This is a genomic window from Schaalia sp. JY-X159 (assembly GCF_014525425.1).
In the GTDB taxonomy this organism is placed as follows: Bacteria; Actinomycetota; Actinomycetes; order Actinomycetales; family Actinomycetaceae; genus Scrofimicrobium.
In genome coordinates this window covers 110136-126886 of sequence record NZ_JACEXI010000007.1, presented here as the reverse complement: position 1 = coordinate 126886, position 16751 = coordinate 110136, and the positions used below count along the sequence as shown (strand labels likewise).

The 16751-nt window shown below is 58.1% G+C and carries 16 protein-coding genes, 1 tRNA gene and 1 riboswitch; of the genes, 4 read left to right on the top strand and 13 right to left on the bottom strand.

The window, feature by feature from the left end:
• Positions 1-6: 6 nt before the first annotated feature.
• A complete protein-coding gene (locus IDL90_RS10845; RefSeq protein WP_182141350.1) occupies positions 7-684 on the bottom strand; it encodes a response regulator transcription factor in 678 nt (225 codons plus the stop codon).
• A gap of 87 nt (positions 685-771) precedes the next feature.
• Here IDL90_RS10845 and IDL90_RS10840 point away from each other — a divergent pair, with 87 nt between their 5' ends.
• A complete protein-coding gene (locus IDL90_RS10840; protein ID WP_187995398.1) occupies positions 772-1386 on the top strand; it encodes a M15 family metallopeptidase in 615 nt (204 codons plus the stop codon).
• 59 nt (positions 1387-1445) lie between these two features.
• Here the strand turns inward: IDL90_RS10840 and IDL90_RS10835 are convergent.
• The 4 genes from IDL90_RS10835 to IDL90_RS10820 form a co-directional block, all read right to left on the bottom strand.
• Positions 1446-1518: transfer RNA gene (locus tag IDL90_RS10835), tRNA-Arg, on the bottom strand.
• A gap of 83 nt (positions 1519-1601) precedes the next feature.
• On the bottom strand, positions 1602-2528 hold the full coding sequence (locus IDL90_RS10830; protein ID WP_182141351.1) for a universal stress protein: 927 nt from the start codon (positions 2526-2528) through the stop codon (positions 1602-1604).
• A 211-nt stretch (positions 2529-2739) separates the two neighbouring features.
• Positions 2740-3483 (bottom strand): C40 family peptidase, encoded by a 744-nt coding sequence (locus tag IDL90_RS10825; RefSeq protein ID WP_187995396.1) that lies wholly within the window; start codon positions 3481-3483, stop codon positions 2740-2742.
• A gap of 2 nt (positions 3484-3485) precedes the next feature.
• Positions 3486-3649, bottom strand: a riboswitch (cyclic di-AMP (ydaO/yuaA leader).
• Positions 3650-3733: 84 nt separating this feature from the next.
• Positions 3734-4453: a metal-dependent transcriptional regulator gene (locus tag IDL90_RS10820; RefSeq protein WP_187995394.1), complete on the bottom strand. Its 720-nt coding sequence runs from the start codon at positions 4451-4453 to the stop codon at positions 3734-3736.
• Positions 4454-4551: 98 nt separating this feature from the next.
• Between IDL90_RS10820 and serC the strand changes: the two genes are divergently transcribed.
• Entirely contained in the window at positions 4552-5682 is a 1131-nt protein-coding gene (gene serC / locus IDL90_RS10815) for a phosphoserine transaminase (RefSeq protein ID WP_182141354.1), read from the top strand.
• Here serC and IDL90_RS10810 read toward each other — a convergent pair.
• From IDL90_RS10810 to IDL90_RS10795, 4 genes are all read right to left on the bottom strand, one after another.
• The gene (locus IDL90_RS10810) at positions 5672-7081 is read right to left on the bottom strand and encodes an MFS transporter (RefSeq protein ID WP_187995392.1); all 1410 of its coding nucleotides are present in this window, start codon (positions 7079-7081) and stop codon (positions 5672-5674) included. The two genes, serC and IDL90_RS10810, sit on opposite strands and share 11 nt — an antisense overlap.
• 31 nt (positions 7082-7112) lie before the next feature.
• Positions 7113-8627 carry an NCS2 family permease gene (locus tag IDL90_RS10805; RefSeq protein WP_187995425.1) on the bottom strand — a complete coding sequence of 505 codons (1515 nt, stop codon included), beginning with the start codon at positions 8625-8627 and terminating at the stop codon, positions 7113-7115.
• Between the two features lie 105 nt (positions 8628-8732).
• Entirely contained in the window at positions 8733-9617 is an 885-nt protein-coding gene (locus IDL90_RS10800) for a DUF3027 domain-containing protein (protein WP_262509158.1), read from the bottom strand.
• Positions 9610-9984 carry a cold shock domain-containing protein gene (locus IDL90_RS10795; protein ID WP_187995424.1) on the bottom strand — a complete coding sequence of 125 codons (375 nt, stop codon included), beginning with the start codon at positions 9982-9984 and terminating at the stop codon, positions 9610-9612. Before IDL90_RS10795 ends, IDL90_RS10800 begins: the two co-directional genes overlap by 8 nt.
• A gap of 239 nt (positions 9985-10223) precedes the next feature.
• Here IDL90_RS10795 and IDL90_RS10790 point away from each other — a divergent pair, with 239 nt between their 5' ends.
• Together IDL90_RS10790 and IDL90_RS10785 are read left to right on the top strand one after the other, a co-directional pair.
• Positions 10224-12341, top strand: a complete 2118-nt coding sequence (locus IDL90_RS10790) for a TPM domain-containing protein (protein ID WP_187995390.1) — start codon at positions 10224-10226, stop codon at positions 12339-12341.
• 66 nt (positions 12342-12407) lie between these two features.
• On the top strand, positions 12408-13121 hold the full coding sequence (locus IDL90_RS10785) for a PspA/IM30 family protein (protein WP_187995388.1): 714 nt from the start codon (positions 12408-12410) through the stop codon (positions 13119-13121).
• Between the two features lie 260 nt (positions 13122-13381).
• Here IDL90_RS10785 and IDL90_RS10780 read toward each other — a convergent pair whose 3' ends face one another.
• The 4 genes from IDL90_RS10780 to IDL90_RS10765 all read right to left on the bottom strand — a co-directional run bounded on the left by IDL90_RS10780 (position 13382) and on the right by IDL90_RS10765 (position 16656).
• Positions 13382-13606 (bottom strand): hypothetical protein, encoded by a 225-nt coding sequence (locus tag IDL90_RS10780; RefSeq protein ID WP_187995386.1) that lies wholly within the window; start codon positions 13604-13606, stop codon positions 13382-13384.
• Between the two features lie 192 nt (positions 13607-13798).
• Positions 13799-13936, bottom strand: coding sequence for a hypothetical protein (locus IDL90_RS10775; protein WP_187995384.1), 138 nt, complete (start codon positions 13934-13936; stop codon positions 13799-13801).
• Positions 13937-14220: 284 nt separating this feature from the next.
• The gene (gene glpK / locus IDL90_RS10770; RefSeq protein ID WP_187995382.1) at positions 14221-15738 is read right to left on the bottom strand and encodes a glycerol kinase GlpK; all 1518 of its coding nucleotides are present in this window, start codon (positions 15736-15738) and stop codon (positions 14221-14223) included.
• Between the two features lie 84 nt (positions 15739-15822).
• The gene (locus IDL90_RS10765; protein WP_182142751.1) at positions 15823-16656 is read right to left on the bottom strand and encodes an MIP/aquaporin family protein; all 834 of its coding nucleotides are present in this window, start codon (positions 16654-16656) and stop codon (positions 15823-15825) included.
• Positions 16657-16751 lie beyond the last annotated feature (95 nt).

Below are 16751 nucleotides of genomic sequence, written 5' to 3'. Positions count from 1 at the left end.
CCACGCCTATTTCTCTGCACTGGCCGGGCCCTCTATCCGGTAGCCGGCACCTGGTACCGTGCCGATGAGCCAGGGCTCTCCAAGTCGCTTACGCAGACCGGAGACGGTGATTCGTACCGCATTGGTGAATGGGTCCGCGTTCTCATCCCATGCTCGTTCGAGCAAGTCCTCAGCACTCACCACGCCTCCCTCAGCCGACATGAGCACCTCGAGCACGGCGAACTGCTTCCGGGTCAGGGCAACATATCGGCCCTCCCGATACACCTCACGCCTAAACGGGTCTAATTTGAGACCCGACAGCTCATACACGGGAGGGCGCCGCGAAGCCCGTCGACGATCAAGCGCTCGGATCCGGAGAACGAGCTCTTGAAAATCGAATGGTTTCGTCAGGTAGTCGTCAGCTCCCAGTTGAAAGCCCGAGGTCTTGTCGTCGATCCGGTCGGCTGCCGTGAGCATCAGGATCGGCAGGCCGCTTCCCGACTGCACAATTCTCTTGGCCACCTCATCCCCTGAGAGCCGGGGCAGATCTCGATCGAGAACGACAATGTCGTACTCGTTCAGGTCGAGCAGATAGAGCGCGGTCTCGCCATCTAACGCAATGTCGGCAGCAATCGCCTCAAGCCGTAATCCGTCACGAATGGCCTCAGCCAGAAGAGGTTCGTCCTCAACGATCAGTACCCGCATACTTCCAAGGCTACGCGTGGTGGCATATTGCGAACGTATCGAAAAGCGCATACGGACTGGCAACACTCCCTCACATGTACTGAATGCATGAATGCTCAATACAGGATTTCGACCAAGAACAGACTCTTCCGCTTCACTGCCGGGTGTGCGACCCTCTCGCTCGCCGCAATCGTCCTCGTATCATGCCAAGCCCCCCAGGCGACATTTGGCAGTCTTGTGGGGTCCACGGTGCAGACACGTGAAGTTGACGATCGGGAGATGGGCGTCCTCCCTACCCACGCAACAGTGTTCGATGAGAGCCTCCCCGGTATCAGCGGGCTTTCTCCCGACCTACGGAATGCCCTAGAACAGGCGACACGCGCAGCACGTGAGGAGGGAGTGGAAATCTTCATCAACAGTGGGTGGCGGGCTCCCGCGCTCCAGGAACAGCTGTTGACAGAAGCAGTCTCGGATTACGGGTCACTCGAAGAAGCCGCCCGCTGGGTTGCCACCCCGGAAACGTCTGCGCATGTCTCCGGTGACGCGGTGGACATCGAAGACCTAGATGCCTACCTCTGGTTCCAAGACCGAAGCTCTGGCTTTGGACTCTGCCAGATCTACGCGAACGAACCATGGCACTACGAGTACCGGCCGGACTCTCTTTCCGAAGGCTGCCCGCAACCGTACCTCGACCCCACTCACGACCCGAACCTGCAGAACTGACCCAAGATCCAGCGTTCAGAGGGGAACGCTGTACGTTGAGAATCAGCGGCCCTATGAAGTGCCCCCGAGACGATTCGAACGTCCGACACCCACTTTAGGAGAGTGGTGCTCTATCCCCTGAGCTACGAGGGCGCGTCCGGTTTCCCGGAAAGCACTGTCCAGCTTAACATCCGGACGCACCGACACAAACCACCGCTGTCATTTATATGAGGTGGCTAGCGCCTCTGCCACGACTGGGAGGGATTGGGCTCACGGTCACGCTGACGCGATGGGACCGTCATTACGGGGCAGGTTGAATGATGAAGGACGGTCTGTGATGTAGATCCGAGAAGCATGCCTGCGAACCCGCCCCGCCCTCGAGTTCCGACCACTACCAGGTCCACTGCGGTTGAAAATTCGGTGAGAAGGGCTGCCGCACTGCCGTCGAGTGCGTGCCGAGCAACTCGAATGGTGCGGTCGCCAACTGCCTCTGCGATAGCACGATCCATGCTGGTTGTGATGTCATCAAGCAGTGTTTGCCGGTCCATTGCGGGGGGCACCCACCCCATCATTCCCCCACCAGTGGCGATGGGGACCGCCGCAACCACTGTCAGTTCTGCGTTCCAAATCACGGCCTCATCAACGGCCTTCTTGAGCGCCATTGAGGCTGTGTCAGAACCATCCGTACCAACAACAATCCGGCGGATCGGAACGAAGGGAGCTCCGGAACGGTGAGGGGGCACCACCACCACCGGGCATCTGGCGTGTGCTGGCACTGACGACGACACAGAGCCAAGCAGACGATCTGCGAACCCACCGCCACCTCGCGAACCCAAGACAATAAGATCCGCATGGTGGGACAGCTCTACTAGGACACTCGACGGGTCACCCACCTCAACCTGGGTGGTCACTGAGACATCAAGATCCCTGATCGACGCCGCAGCATCCTCAATAACTCGTTCCGCACCGATGCGGAGTGCATTGTCATCTAATACTGCCAATCCACCGTCGAGGGCGGCTGCGCTGTAAGAGGCAATTGCGTAAGCACAAACAATTCGCAATCGGGCTCCCGAGGCCGAAGCACGAGCACCGGCCCACTTGACCGCATCAAGCGCTTCGTCTGAACCATCGACACCAACCACTAACTCTTGGATGTGTCCCATTATCGTTTCGCCCCCAAAACTCTCGCCTCTGGTGTCACTGCGCACCATCTACTTCATTGTGCCTCAAGTGTCTCGCGTCACAAAGTCGAATCGGGAGAAAACCTGCATTCGCGGCGCGTCACACCGGCACACACCACTAGGGCCCGGGGGGCGCACCAGTTAACGAAAAACGTGCCAGACAAAGTCCGGCACGGTCTTCTGAAGTCTGCGACTAAACGCGTGAGAAGTAGTATGAACCGTAAAGGGAACTAACCTTCACACCGGTTGCAGGTGTTGATGCATGAACGATCATGCCGTCGCCAATGTAGATCGCAATGTGGCTTTCACCCCACACGACCAAGTCACCCGGCTGTGCTTCGGAAGCAGGAATCTGCGTTCCTGCACGACCCTGCTCACCAGACGTGCGAGGGAGACCAATACCGTGCTGCGCAAAAACGTACTGCACGAAACCGGAGCAATCAAAGCCGCTCGGACTGCTACCACCGTAAACGTAGGGGTAGCCAACGTACTGCAGTGCGGTCTCTACCACGCTGCCAGCGCGAGCAGGCGGGACAACGCTAGAGGATTCAGCACTGGCAGCTGAACGATCGTAATCACGACTGGCGGTCTCCGTCGCAACTTCTTCAACCACTTCTTCAACAGCTGGCTCAGCCGCGGTTGCCGCGACCTCATCGCCGGGTTCCCACGCGATATCCAAAGAAACAAGCGTCGCAGAATCAACGGCAGACAGGTTGGAGACGAAATCGTCTGAGGGCTGAGAAGGGACAGCCGAAGGAAGTGTTCCAGCAAATGCTGAACCAGCAATTGTTGCGGTAACCGCAACCCCAGTTGCGGAAGCAACGGCAATGCGCTTCGTGGTGAAGCCGCTGGATGTAAGTGTGTCAGTAAGGCTGCTGAGCGGTGTAGTTGTCTTTGAGACACTGCGGTGACGCGGTGCACTGTAGTTAACTGTCAATCCATCTCTCCCGTTTAAGCCTGCGAGGTTAGCTGTCGGGTTAGGAACGGTCGTCCCGCCCTCCGAAGAGGACCTCACCCCAAGATCATTAGATCAGTGGTGGTTCCCCCACTCTGCGTCTTGTCCTATCAACACCCAAAGCGACGCAGACTAGGCTGCAATGGGTGCGGGATTCCCGAAAGTCCGAGGTTCCTCTATGAAGATTAGGCCAACAAACACCGAATGTCACGCTAACGTAACGAAATCTAACTCACAGAAGTGGGTTTGCGTCCGCTAGAACAAACAGATGTGGGGCTAAAGCCTTAGGAACGCGTAGTGAGCCCACTTCAAACCGGCGCTCCTCATCCGTTTCGGGCACTTTTGAAACGATTACGTCGCCGCCTCGAAGAACGATGGTGACCCGAGTACCGGGGAGAATGCCAACTTCAGCTAACTCTTCAAGCAAGCCCACCTCTGCTTGGATTGGCTCACCAATGCGAGAGATCGTCACTTCGGTCGGCTCAGTCGATCTTGCGGCGACATCCTCAACTCTCTCTTCACCTCGCACGGGTCGACCGAGGCCTGGAACTGGGTTGCCATAGGGGTCCGTAGTTGGGTCACCCAGGAGAGGCGGAAGGTAGGCTTCCACAGCCGCGGACATGACGTGTTCCCAACGGCACGCCTCCTCGTGAGCCGTAGCCCAATCCATCCCTATGATGTCCACCAGCAGCCGCTCCGCGAGTCTGTGCTTGCGCATAACGTCACGCGCAAGAGAACGTCCCGTCGGCGTCAGGTCGAGGTGGCGATCTTCTCGAACCGTCACTAAACCATCGCGCTCCATACGTGCAACTGTCTGCGAAACTGTTGGACCGGAATGGCCTAAGCGTTCAACGATACGTGCCCGCAGTGGCACGACTCCATCTTCTTCCAGTTCGAAAATGGTCTTCAGGTACATCTCTGTTGTATCAATCAAGTCAGCCGACACCGTCATCCCCCAAACTGTTGCGAAGCTTCACCTGTTACGATACCTGCCGTCCGCGCTATGTCGTTGCCAAGCCAAGAAGTCGCCGATTAACTAACCTAGGACGCATGACGATTCTGACCCCACCACCATCCCACCTCTTACCATCCGATGGCAGGTTTGGCGTGGGACCATCCCGAATCCGTCCCGCTCAAATGGATGCACTTGCCGACGCGAGCGAACTGGGAACATCCCACCGCCAGTCTCCCGTGAAGTCGCGGGTAGCCTCCATCCGAGAAGGCCTTCGAGAGCTGTTTTCGCTACCTCCTTCTTACGAAATCGCCCTCGGAAATGGTGGCGCGACCGCGTTCTGGGCCATCGCTACCTCCTGCCTTGTGGAGACGAGGGCGAAGGCTGCCGTGTTCGGAGAGTTTGGGGCTAAGTTTGCTGACGATATCTCTGCAGCGCCGTGGGCCAGTGTCGATGTGGTCAAAGCACCCCCGGGTGAGCTCGCCACAGTTGAAGACAATGCCGCCACTGCTGATGCGTACGCGTATACCCAGAATGAAACCTCAACCGGCGTGGTGTCTCCCCTCTACCGCGGCGCCCCGTCGCCCGCGTTAACGCTGGTAGATGCGACCTCGATCGCGGGTGCCTCCGTTGTTGACTGGGACCTGGTCGATGCCTACTACTTTTCGCCACAAAAGTGTTTCGGGTCCGAGGGCGGCTTGTGGATTTCAGTCCTCTCCCCCGACGCGCTAGAGCGGGCACAGCGGCTCGTGGCAGACACAAACCGCTTCGTGCCAGCAATCCTGAACCTCGACGAGGCCGTCAAGGCGTCACGTGTGGACCAGACGCTCAACACGCCAGCCATCGCAACACTCATCCTCTTCGACGAGCAAATCAAGTGGATGCTTGACAATGGGGGTTTATCTGCCATGGAGAAGCGGGCCCGCGCCGGCGCCAACCTGATCCACGAGTGGGCAGAAACGCGCCCATTCGCATCCCTGTTTGTCGCAGACCCGGCGTTGCGCTCACCCGTGACAACCACGGTTGATCTTGCCCCGGAAATTGATGTCTACGACCTCGCGCGAACTCTTCGAGACGTCGGCATCGTCGATATTGAGGGTTACCGAAAGCTTGGGCGCAACCAACTGCGCATCGCGTCATTTCCGTCAGTGGAAACGTCCGACATCGGTTCGCTCCTAGCCTGTGTGGACTGGATGGTCGACCAGGCTACCTCTCAACTTAGTCTTTGAGTTCTTCCTCTTCGGTTTCTTCCTGAACCTGCTGGGCGAGGTCGACGTCGGCCTCGGTCTTAGGCAGTGTCACCGGCCCAGTGTCAGCTCCGGCCGCAGCAAGTACCGCATCACCTTCTGAGGCGACCGCAAGTTTCGCATTCGGGGCCCCGGGAATCACCAGGTGAGGGGTATGTAGACCGTCCCATTCCAGGCGGATCTTCCACACCAGGAAACCCCACAGCGCCGCGAAAACAGCCGTGACAATTGAAACGATTGAACCAATCCCCATTGCCCAGCGAGCGCCCCATTCCTCACCAATCCATCCAACAATAGGGGCTCCAATGGGCGTGGTTCCTAGGAAGATCATGGAATAGAGAGCCATGACTCGTCCGCGGAACTTGGGTTCTGTCGAAATCTGCACCGCGGCGTTCGCCGAGGCGATCAGTGTCATTGATAGTGCACCGGTTGGGATAGCAATCACCAGGAACCACATGTAGCTCGGAGCCAGCGCCAAGAAGCCAAGGAAGGTGCCAAACAGGAGGCCCGCGCCCACGATGAGACGCAGCCGCGGGTTGTTATTGCGCGCAATAACCAGAGAACCAGATACAGCTCCGATGGCAAGGAACGTGCTCATAAGACCGTAGCCACCTGCTGGCAGGTTATAGACCTGCGTCGCCATCAGTGCCGAAGTGATTTGGAAGTTCAAGCCGAAGCAAGAGATCATCCCCATCACCACCAAAATGAGAATGATGTCCTTACGTCCTCGGACGTAGTTGATCCCTTCCCGCAACTGGCCTTTTTCGCGTGGGATCTTGGGGGGCGTTGACAACTCATCTTTGCGCATCAGCGCCAAGGTGAAGACGGGCACCAAGAACAATCCTGCGTTGATCACGAACACCCAACCCGGACCAACCCAGTCGATGACGACGCCGGAAATAGCCGGACCGATTAGTCGCGCAGAGTTGAAAGCAGTCGAGTTGAGAGCGACCGCGTTCGGGAGCATGCGGGCTGGGACCAGCTCGGAAACAAATGCCTGCCGCACCGGGTTGTCAAAGGCTCCCGCTGTCCCACCGACAAACGCAAGGATGTATACCATCCACAGCTCAGCGGAACCGGATAGCACTAGGATGCCCAAGACCAAGCCACTCAGGGCGGTGAGCGTCTGAGTAATCTGCAGGAGGTGGCGGCGGTCAAGCCTGTCAGCAACCACTCCCGCCCACGCAGAGAACAGTAGGATCGGGGCAAACTGCAGGGCCGTGACGATGCCTAGTTCGAGGCCGCCCCCCTCCGTGAGCACGGTCAGTACCAGCCAGTCCTGAGCTACACGCTGCATCCACTGGGCGGATGAAGCAAAAATGTTGCCCGTAAACCACAGCTTGTAGTTGTAGAAGCCGAGGGACTGAAAGGTCTTACTCACGAAGAGTGGCGCCTCCTCTAAAAGTTGGGAACTAACCGCCGATCGCGGTCTGAATTGGCCCCAGTGCAAAGTAGAGCAAGAACATTGCGGAGACAATCCACATGAGAGCGTGCACGGACTTTGCTTTGCCTCGGGCTACTTGAATAACTGTATAGAAGATGAAGCCCGCTCCGATACCCGCTGTGATGGAGTAGGCGAATGGCATCAGCGCAATCGTCAAGAATGCTGGAATTGCGTACTCAACATCTGTCCAATCGATGTCCGTGACTTGAGACATCATCAAGAAGCCGACAAACACCAGTGCGGTCGAGGCAGCCTCTGCGGGAACCAGGGCGGCAAGCGGCGCAAAGAACATCGCGACCAGGAACAGGGAACCCGTAACGACGGAAGCCAGCCCCGTCCGAGCACCTTCGCCAACACCCGCAGTTGACTCAACGTAAGCGGTATTTGAAGAAACGCCGCCCAGACCGCCGAAGATCGCACCCAGTGAATCAACAACCAGGATGGAACGGGACTTCAGCGGGATTCCGTCCTCGTCCAAAAGGTCCCCTTCCGAGCCAACAGCAACCATTGTGCCCATGGTGTCGAAGAAGTCGGCCAGCATGAGGGAGAAGATCAGGAGGATTACGGGGAGAATGCCGAGCTTTGTAAATGCGCCGAAGAAGTCGATCTGGAAGATGGTCGCGAACGACGGCATCTGGATTGGTGAGCCCTGGAGCTGCGGGACAGTTGACTGCCAGCCGCCAGCGACCTCGTCGCTTACAACCGGCACCTTGGCGACTGCCTGGACAATGAACGCCACTACCGTTGCGAACGTGATTCCCAGGAGAATCGCACCCTTCACCTTGCGCGCGTGGAGAATCACGATCGTGATCAACCCAATGACGAAGATCAGTGCGGGCCACCCGGAGAGGGATCCGCCGACGCCAAGCTGGACCGGCGTGCCACCGGGGCGCACAATACCGGCATTGATCAGGCCAACAAACGCAATGAAAAGCCCGATGCCAACGGAGATTGCGCTGCGCATCTGCCGGGGAACCGCGCGGAAGACTGCCTCACGGAAGCCGGTAAGAACGAGGATGAGGATGAGCACGCCCTCCCAGAAGACCAGTCCCATCGACTCCTGGTAGGTCAGGCCCAAACCAAGCCCGAGGTTGAAAGCGACGAGGGCGTTGAGCCCCATTCCGGCAGCCATCGCGAGGGGGAAGTTGGCGAAGATGCCCATGAGGATGGAGAGGATGCCGGCGACCAGGGCCGTGCCCGTGGCGATCGCGGCAATCGTAATATCTGTTCCCTCAGTGTTCGCCGAGAGGATTGCGGGGTTAAGGATCAGGATGTAAGCCATCGTGATAAAGGTGACCAAGCCACCTCGTACCTCACGACTTACAGTTGAGCCTCGCTGTGACAGTTGGAAGAAGTTGCTGAGGAATCCGGATTGATCGTCTGGTGTTTTCTGTGCCTGCTTCTGCTGGTTGCCAGCTACCTTTGTGTTCACTCTCCACAGTGTGACCCCGATTTTTGCGCCATCTCGCACCGCATCCGCCATTCGGGCGGCGACGAACAACCTGGTAAAATGGAGGAACACATTTTCTCAGGCGTCATGAGGCTCGCTTGAAAACTCCAGGTAGTAAGTTGCTGTAAATCCGCAGAGTTACGCCGAAAATTCTCCGATTTCAACATCATCGTCATTGATCCGTGATGTCACCAGTGGCCATTGTGAGCGCTGCTGAGGCTGGTCTGTTTCGGAGTGCGCGCCGCATGAGTGGTCGAAACTCACAACCCGACCATCATCTGGTGACCACTCGTTCCCACACACGCCAAAGAGGGTGCCCATAGTTCCCTGCATCTTTAACAGGAATCCACACGAAGCGCACATAGCGTCCGGCTTGACTCCTGCTACAGCGCCCTGGGGGGAGTCGTACCAGCGGTCCGCAGCCAAATCCAAGCCGTGCTGCGAGAGAACACGCTTGCGTCCGTGCCCCATCTCATTCAAACCAGCCAACTCAATTTCGTCAGAGTCAACCTCTTCGAACCCATTCTGTAGGCGCCCGTCATTTGCGTCGTACGGCAGCACATCCGTTCTGGATACGTCACCGGGTTGCAAACGGTCTCGCCACGGGATCCACGGGGGAGCCAGCGCCACATCTGGCCCGGGGGCCAAATCAATCTCGCAAACCGTTGCCTTTTTTGACCGAGGTGCGCGTCCAAGCGTAACTTCCCAGAACCATCCCGGGTACCCGGCCTCGAGGCATACGAATCGGTGAGTTGCCAAGCGATCACCGACCATACGCACACCAGCGTGGTCCCCCAGAGAGGACTCACGAGCGACAGACAGAGCCGCCTCCCTCGCAACAGACACCGAGTCCATTAGAACCGTGTCCTTACGAAATGCCCTGTTGCGCTTGGCCCTGGCCGCCATGTCCACTACCGCCGGATCTTGCGTCCCTGTCTCTGCATCCTCAACCACTTGCTCGGTCAAGAGACTCTGGGCTTCGGAACCCCTGCCGGCACTGTCATTCGGTGTGGAATCAGGCATCGAAATCCTCCGCAACGACTTTAAGTACCTTGGCGATCTGATGGGAGTTCGCAGGGTAACGCCCTCGACGTAATGAATCTGATGACCCATCAAGAAGCTTAATGAGATCCTCAACAACTGGGACCATGTCTTGCGGCTTGCGACGCTGGGCGCGAAGAAGAGATGGTTGCTCAAGAATCTTCACAGAGATTGCCTGGGGGCCTCTTCGGCCGTCTGCAACACCGTACTCAACACGCGTTCCGGGCTTCGGTGCAGGGTGTCCATCGGGCAGAACCGAAGAATGGAGGTAAACGCGCGCTCCATCGTCACCCGAAATGAAACCAAACTGGCGTTCCGCGTCATAAAATTTAACTTTGCCGGTAGGCACTTCTCTCACCCACATCTCCACTCACAACCGCAGCGAAATGCTGGGTCTGTCTATTCTACTTGGTCACGGCCACAGTTTTGAGACTGTCGGCTGACCGCATAACAACCAGGGTATCCGGCTGCGAGGACGGTGTAGGCGATGTCAAGCACAGTCGGTAGTATTGAGTGATCGGGCTTACAGAAGGCACATATTTCTTCAGGGCCCCACCAACTTCGGATAGGCAGGCGAACCAAGTGCAGATGCTCAGACCAAGCACCCCCCTCCTCAAAGTACGCCACAAATGGATGGTTTTGCTGGCCCTCATTGTCGCAGCCCTCATCGCCGCAGTGCCTCTGGTTGCAACCGCATCCACCCCACACCCGGCAACTGGCCCACTACCGTCATCCGAGCCAGTCCCCCTCACCGAACCTGTCACCGACCCGACGGGCTTCCTCACAACAAGCGAAGCTGGCAGCATCCGCAACGAAATCTCTCTAACTGCAGGTCGAGGCATAGATACCTTTGTCGTCCTCGTCCCAGACTTTTCTGGCTACGATCCAACTGACTGGTGCTCCCAAGCGGGAAACCTCTCGCAGTTGCCAGAGAACTCCGTGGTATTCGCACTGGCGTTCGAGGAGCGCGACTCGTCTTGGTGCACCAACATCTCTGAGGATTCCAGCCTGATCAGCGACCGTGCTATTGACCGCGCCTGGGACGACGCATTGGCGATTGCGGCAGAGGCCGACCCAATGGATGGTGAGCACGCTGCGCAGGCTTCCGCAGCCTTCGTTGCGAGCATTGGCAGCGCAATTGGTTCTGGCTCTTCGGGAGGTTCAGGCTCCGCAGGTGGTTCGTTTGCGGGAGTCATCTTCTTCGTTGCCGTTGCGGCAATCATCCTGGCCGTAGTCGTGGTGCTCGCAAAGTCGAGCAAGAAGAAGGCGAAGCTCGGTGCTGCTGGTAAGTCTCTCCCCACCAACCCGCAGGAACAGCAGCACCAGGTGGACCTAGCCCAGCAGCAGCTCCTGGCTTCAGATGAGGCACTACGCGCTGCCGCGGACGAAGTGCAGTTTGCGCGCGCTCAATTGGGCTACACCCAAGCGGACAAACTTGACGGTGCTGTGCAGACCGCACAGAAGGCAATAAGCCAGTCCTTCCAACTGCTTCCCTCTCTCCAAGATGCACCAAACCTGGCACAGAAGTCCCAGATCGCCGGTCAGATTCTAGCCACCATTGCTCAGGTGATGCCCCCCGTTCACGAGGCACAAGAAGAATTGAAGGCATCCCGCGATCGGCAGACAAATGCCGAGTCCAGGCTTGCTGAACTGCGCGCCAGACTTCAGGAAGCGGGCGTGCAGGCTGAAGTTTCAGAGCAGAAACTCAATGATCTTCGCCTTCGCTTCACCGCGACGCAGTTGCAGTCACTGGAAGCGCAACCAAAGCAGGCCGCCGCTTTCATTCAAGCTGCCCTTCAGAACTGTAACGAAGCCCAGCAGCAAATGGACACAAACCGGGCCGGTGCTGTGGATGCCCTCGATCGAGCCACTTCCCAGCTCCAGTCCGCGCTCGCTGCCATAAGCTCGGTTAATGGTGCAGAGAAGGTTATCTCTGAGTCGAACCAGGTGCTCGGTAGCGCGATTGCCTCCATCACATCGGACCTGGATGATGTCACTAGGCTTGCCGCTAACCAGGCAAACTTTTCTCCGCTTGTCGATGATGCACAGAACGCGATCCGAGCTGGGCAGGCAGCGCGAAATGGAATGGGAGACCCCGTAGCAGCACTTCAGCAACTGCGAAGCGCCGAGGATGCGCTTGATGCGGCACTCGCATCGTTGCGTTCTGAACACGACCAGAGACAGCGGAACACCGCCCTCGCCGCTGAGAGAATCACCGCGGCGCAGGCCATGGTTTCACAAGCTGAATCCACACTTGCCGCAAACCGAAGCTCAGGGGATTTGCAGGCCCGGTCAGCCGTATCTAATGCGCAAGCACAGTTGGCACAGGCCCGGGCTCTGCAACAAAGTGATCCAGCGGCGTCAATAAGCGCTTCAAACGCTGCACTCGCCTCCGCTCAGAATGCGCTTTCCTCCCTGCAGTACAGCCAACGCCAGCCTGTGAACCACCGCTCCTCCGGCAACAATTCCCTCCTGTGGGGAATGATTCTAGGTTCCAGCATGAGTAACAATTCCAGGAACAACAGGGGTTCTTGGGGATCACCTGGATACTCCAACCAAAGGGGCCGCAGCGGCGGAAGCTTCGGGGGTGGACGGAGCAGCGGTGGGTTCGGAGGCGGTGGTCGCAGCAGCGGAGGCGGGTTCCGTGGAAGTAGCGGCGGCGGATTCCGTGGAAGTAGCGGTGGCGGGGGTCGCGGAAAGTTCTGAGTCTTTGCCCAAACAGTCTGACACTTGCGAGACAAGCTCGCTAAACACCAAGGAAAGAGAGAGAACATGGCACAGAAGCAATCGGTTTTTGGCCGCATGTCACAACTACTCAAGGCGAATGTCAACGCCCTCATTGACAAGGCGGAAGATCCGCAGAAGATGATCGACCAACTGATTCGTGACTACACGAATGAGATCGCAGAAGCCGAGAAGGCTATTGCCCAAACCATCGGCAACCTGCGACTTCAGGAGCAAGATCTAGCGACTGATAGGGCAACTTCTGCCGACTGGGGTTCCAAGGCACTGGCGGCCTCGAACAAAGCAGACGAGGCCCGCAATATCGGCAATGCCGCCGAGGCCGATAAGTGGGACAACCTGGCCAAGGTTGCAATTGGTAAGCAGATCTCTTTCGAAGATCAAGCCAAGGCAATGGAACCGGCAATCGCACAGCAGAACCAGACGGTTGAACAGCTCAAGTCGGGGTTGAACCAGATGAAGGAGCGCCTCGCTGATCTGAAGGTTCGACGCGATCAACTGGTTGCGCGACAGAAGACCGCAGAGGCACAGGCGAAAGTTGCCGATGCCATGGGTTCGATAAACGTCATGGATCCCACCTCGGAACTGTCGCGGTATGAAGAGAAAGTTCGCCGTTCGGAAGCCCAGGTTATGGGCCAGCAGGAGCTTGCATCCTCCTCACTGGAGAGTCAGTTCGCGGAGCTTGAGACCGACTCCTCCGCGGTTGAAATCGAGGCGAGGCTGGCAGCCCTCAAGAACAAGTAGGAGAGACAGAGGAGGGGGCTGGCACCTGTTTACCGGGTGCCGGCCTCCTCTCCGTCGGCGTGTGATTCCCGTGTGTCGGCCCCTCCACCCACGCCAGGTTCCCAGGTGTCGCCCCCCTCCATCCACGCCAGGTTCCCGGGTGTCGCCCCCCTCCACCCCAGTTGTTGTCGTTAGGGCGCTGGTTACGCCATAGCGAGCCGACTAGGCTTGCATAACAGTGTGATCTACGGGCGAGCTGGGCGTAGTCGGCTCGCTATGCCCTAAGTGGCTCCGTAATGCACTGCGAATCCGGGCCAATCCCGAGTTTCGACCACCGGCACCTCCATTCCAGCCACCGGCACCTGCATTGCGACCACGGCGAAGGGCATCCCAGGTTCTTCGCAGAGGATGCTGCGGGCATCCTTCTCGCCTCTACGACCAGTCACCGTTGCTGTCGCTACCTGCCTCAAACCGCGAGATCGCATAGTATCGACAGTTTTGGGCATGATAACAGTGTTTTCTGGCGATACTATGCGATCTCGCGGAGGGAGGGGGTGGGTGTGGGTGTGGGTGCCGCGGGTGTAGGTGAGGCGGTCCAAAAGCAAGGCGCCCGCGGGGTTCCCCAGCATTGCGGAGCCAGTTGGGGCATACGGAGCCGGTCAGGCCAGCCCACCCTTATAACACACCGTTATGCAAGCCTAACCGGCTCCGTATGCCCTAACCGGCTCGCTAAGCCCAACCGGCACCTCGACCACCTCCGCGGCATCGCCCGAGGATTTCGAAGCCTCCAAGACTGCATCCACCGCAGCCTCCTCCACAGCGGAGGATTCAAACACCCATCCTGCCAGCCAGTCCCAGACCAGCCAATAAACAACTTACAGAAGAGCCGCATTCCATCCCCACTCACTTGAAATGTATACGGCGGGAACCGAAAGCGACTTGGGGTATGCCCCCGAGAGGCACATTGGTTCCCGCCGTATACATTTCAGCGCACCGCCTGGCGGGGCTTCGTAACGGGCGGGGGCGGGTGCGGCTTGCACGCAAAGGCAACAGAAAGGGGCCCGTCAGTCCACCTGACGGGCCCCTCCCCTACTCAAACTTGCGAATATACGCTCCTGAGCTACTTCACATCCTCGTCAACCCAGTCCATCGACTTGGTGACGGCCTTCTTCCACAGGCGGTAGGTACGCTGAACTTCCTTCTCATCCATGTTGGGGGTCCAACGCTTCGCTTCCTGCCAGTTAGCGATGACGTCGGCCTCGCCCTCCCAGAACCCAACGGCTATGCCGGCTGCGTACGCAGCGCCAAGAGCCGTGGTTTCAGCGACGACTGGAGCGACCACATCAACGCCGAGGACGTCAGCCTGGAACTGCATGAGGGTGTTGTTAGCAATCATGCCGCCGTCAACACGGAGCTCTTTGAGAGCAACCCCTGCATCCGCATCCATGGCATCCAAAACCTCACGTGTTTGGAAAGCCGTGGCCTCCAGGGCTGCACGAGCCAGGTGACCCTGCGTGTTGTAACGTGTCATGCCGACGATTGCGCCGCGCGCATCATCACGCCAGTACGGCGCGAACAGGCCGGAGAAGGCAGGAACGAAGTACACACCACCGTTGTCCTCAACGGTGAGAGCCATGTCCTCAACCTCGGGAGCCGAGCCAATGATCTTCAGGTTGTCACGGAGCCACTGGATCAACGATCCAGCCACTGCGATCGAACCTTCAAGCGCGTAGACCGCCTTCTGATCACCAATCTTGTAGCACAGGGTTGTCAGCAGACCATTCTGGGAGAAGACAACCTCTTCGCCCGTGTTCATTAGCATGAAGCAGCCGGTGCCATAGGTGTTCTTCGCCATGCCAATCTCGAAGCACGCCTGGCCGAATGTTGCGGCCTGCTGGTCACCCAGAATGCCTGAGATCGGAATGCCTGTCAGTAGTCCATGCTCACGGCCGTGGCCGTAAACCTCAGACGATGAGCAGATCTGCGGCAACATCGACATCGGGATACCGAAGTCGGCACAAATATCAGGCTCCCACTCGAGGGTCTTCAGGTTCATCAGCAAGGTACGGGAAGCATTGGTGACATCCGTCTTGTGTACGCCGCCCTCGGTGCCACCGGTAAGGTTCCACAGAACCCAGGAGTCAGTGGTGCCGAAGAGTAGATCTCCCGCTTCCGCCCGCGCGCGAGCACCCTCGACATTGTCAAGGATCCACTTGATTTTTGTGCCTGAGAAGTAGGTGGCGAGCGGCAGGCCGACGCGATCCTTGTACTTCTCTACGCCCTCGTCGCCCGCCAGTTCGCGAACGATTGGAGCTGTGCGAGTGTCCTGCCAAACGATGGCGTTGTAGACCGGCTCGCCGGTGTTCTTGTCCCAGACAACCGCGGTTTCACGCTGGTTGGTGATACCGACTGAAATGAGGTCATCTTTGTTGATACCTGCGGCAACAAGAGCATCTGCGACGACAGTCCGTACCGAATCCCAGATCTCAATGGGGTTGTGCTCAACCCAGCCGGGGTTCGGGAAAATCTGCTCGAACTCCTGCTGGCCCACACCAACAATTTGGCCACTGTGATTGAAGACAATGGCGCGGGATGAGGTGGTTCCCTGGTCGATTGCGAGAACGAACTTCTCGGTCATAGAAAGTGTCCTTCCACTTCTTTGTGAATTGAGTGAGTGATAAGAAAGGGTGGGGGCCAGATAGACCCCCACCCAGTTGATTTACTACAGCGGCAGCGCTGCAGTGATGTCGATGCTGCCGAGGCCGAGCAGGTAAACGACTACAACGGCAACTACCGCGCCGATGATCGGGCCGACAACAGGAACCCAAGCGTAACCCCAGTCGGAGCCGCCCTTGCCCTTGATTGGGAGTACTGCGTGAGCAATACGAGGTCCGAGGTCACGGGCTGGGTTGATAGCGTAACCGGTCGGGCCACCGAGGGAGGCGCCGATACCGACAATGACGAGGGCGACGGCCAGAGGACCAACCGCGCTCGGTGTGCCGCCGGCAACCATCACGAAGACAATCAGAACTGCGGTAGCAATTGCCTCAGTTGCGAGGTTCCAACCGTAGGAACGAACTTCAGGTCCGGTAGAGAAAACGCCGAGCTTGAGGGCCGGATCGCAATCCTGGTCAAACTGCTTCTTGAATGCCAGGTAAGCCAGAACCGCACCAACGAAAGCACCAAGGAACTGGGCTGCGAAGTACACCAGCACATTTCCAAACGTGACGTCAACGGCGGTTGCTGAACCGACCGCTGCTCCGTTGAGGGTGACCGCTGGGTCGAACCAGTAGGCCACCACTTTTGCAACGGTTACCGCAGGGTTCAAGTGGCCACCTGTCTTCCAAGCGGCGTAAACACCGACGAAGACTGCGAGACCCCAGCCCCAGTTGATCATTAGCCAGCCGCCCCCGCGACCCTTTGACTTGGGCAAGAGGTTTGTTGCTACAACGCCCGCACCGAGTAGCAACAGCATCGTTGTGCCGAAGAACTCAGAAGCGAACACATCCCATAGATTCCACACTGTGCTGTGAACTCCTTCCGCGCCGTAGCGCATGTTGGTATCCATTGCCTGTTAGCCGGTCTCTTCAATGTGACCAGGCCACAGGAAATGAATCAGTTAGTTGGGATCCAACACCGGACCCCGTTTCA

What these genes read in the sequence shown, in the direction of transcription:
- serC (WP_182141354.1), top strand. Translation starts at nt 4,552, where the DNA reads ATGACGATTCTGACCCCACCACCATCCCACCTCTTACCATCCGATGGC.
- IDL90_RS10805 (WP_187995425.1), bottom strand. Translation starts at nt 8,627, where the DNA reads ATGGCGGATGCGGTGCGAGATGGCGCAAAAATCGGGGTCACACTGTGG.
- IDL90_RS10800 (WP_262509158.1), bottom strand. Translation starts at nt 9,617, where the DNA reads ATGCCTGATTCCACACCGAATGACAGTGCCGGCAGGGGTTCCGAAGCC.
- IDL90_RS10845 (WP_182141350.1), bottom strand. Translation starts at nt 684, where the DNA reads ATGCGGGTACTGATCGTTGAGGACGAACCTCTTCTGGCTGAGGCCATT.
- IDL90_RS10790 (WP_187995390.1), top strand. Translation starts at nt 10,224, where the DNA reads ATGCTCAGACCAAGCACCCCCCTCCTCAAAGTACGCCACAAATGGATG.
- IDL90_RS10830 (WP_182141351.1), bottom strand. Translation starts at nt 2,528, where the DNA reads ATGGGACACATCCAAGAGTTAGTGGTTGGTGTCGATGGTTCAGACGAA.
- IDL90_RS10820 (WP_187995394.1), bottom strand. Translation starts at nt 4,453, where the DNA reads ATGACGGTGTCGGCTGACTTGATTGATACAACAGAGATGTACCTGAAG.
- IDL90_RS10840 (WP_187995398.1), top strand. Translation starts at nt 772, where the DNA reads ATGAATGCTCAATACAGGATTTCGACCAAGAACAGACTCTTCCGCTTC.
- IDL90_RS10765 (WP_182142751.1), bottom strand. Translation starts at nt 16,656, where the DNA reads ATGCGCTACGGCGCGGAAGGAGTTCACAGCACAGTGTGGAATCTATGG.
- IDL90_RS10780 (WP_187995386.1), bottom strand. Translation starts at nt 13,606, where the DNA reads ATGCCCAAAACTGTCGATACTATGCGATCTCGCGGTTTGAGGCAGGTA.
- glpK (WP_187995382.1), bottom strand. Translation starts at nt 15,738, where the DNA reads ATGACCGAGAAGTTCGTTCTCGCAATCGACCAGGGAACCACCTCATCC.
- IDL90_RS10785 (WP_187995388.1), top strand. Translation starts at nt 12,408, where the DNA reads ATGGCACAGAAGCAATCGGTTTTTGGCCGCATGTCACAACTACTCAAG.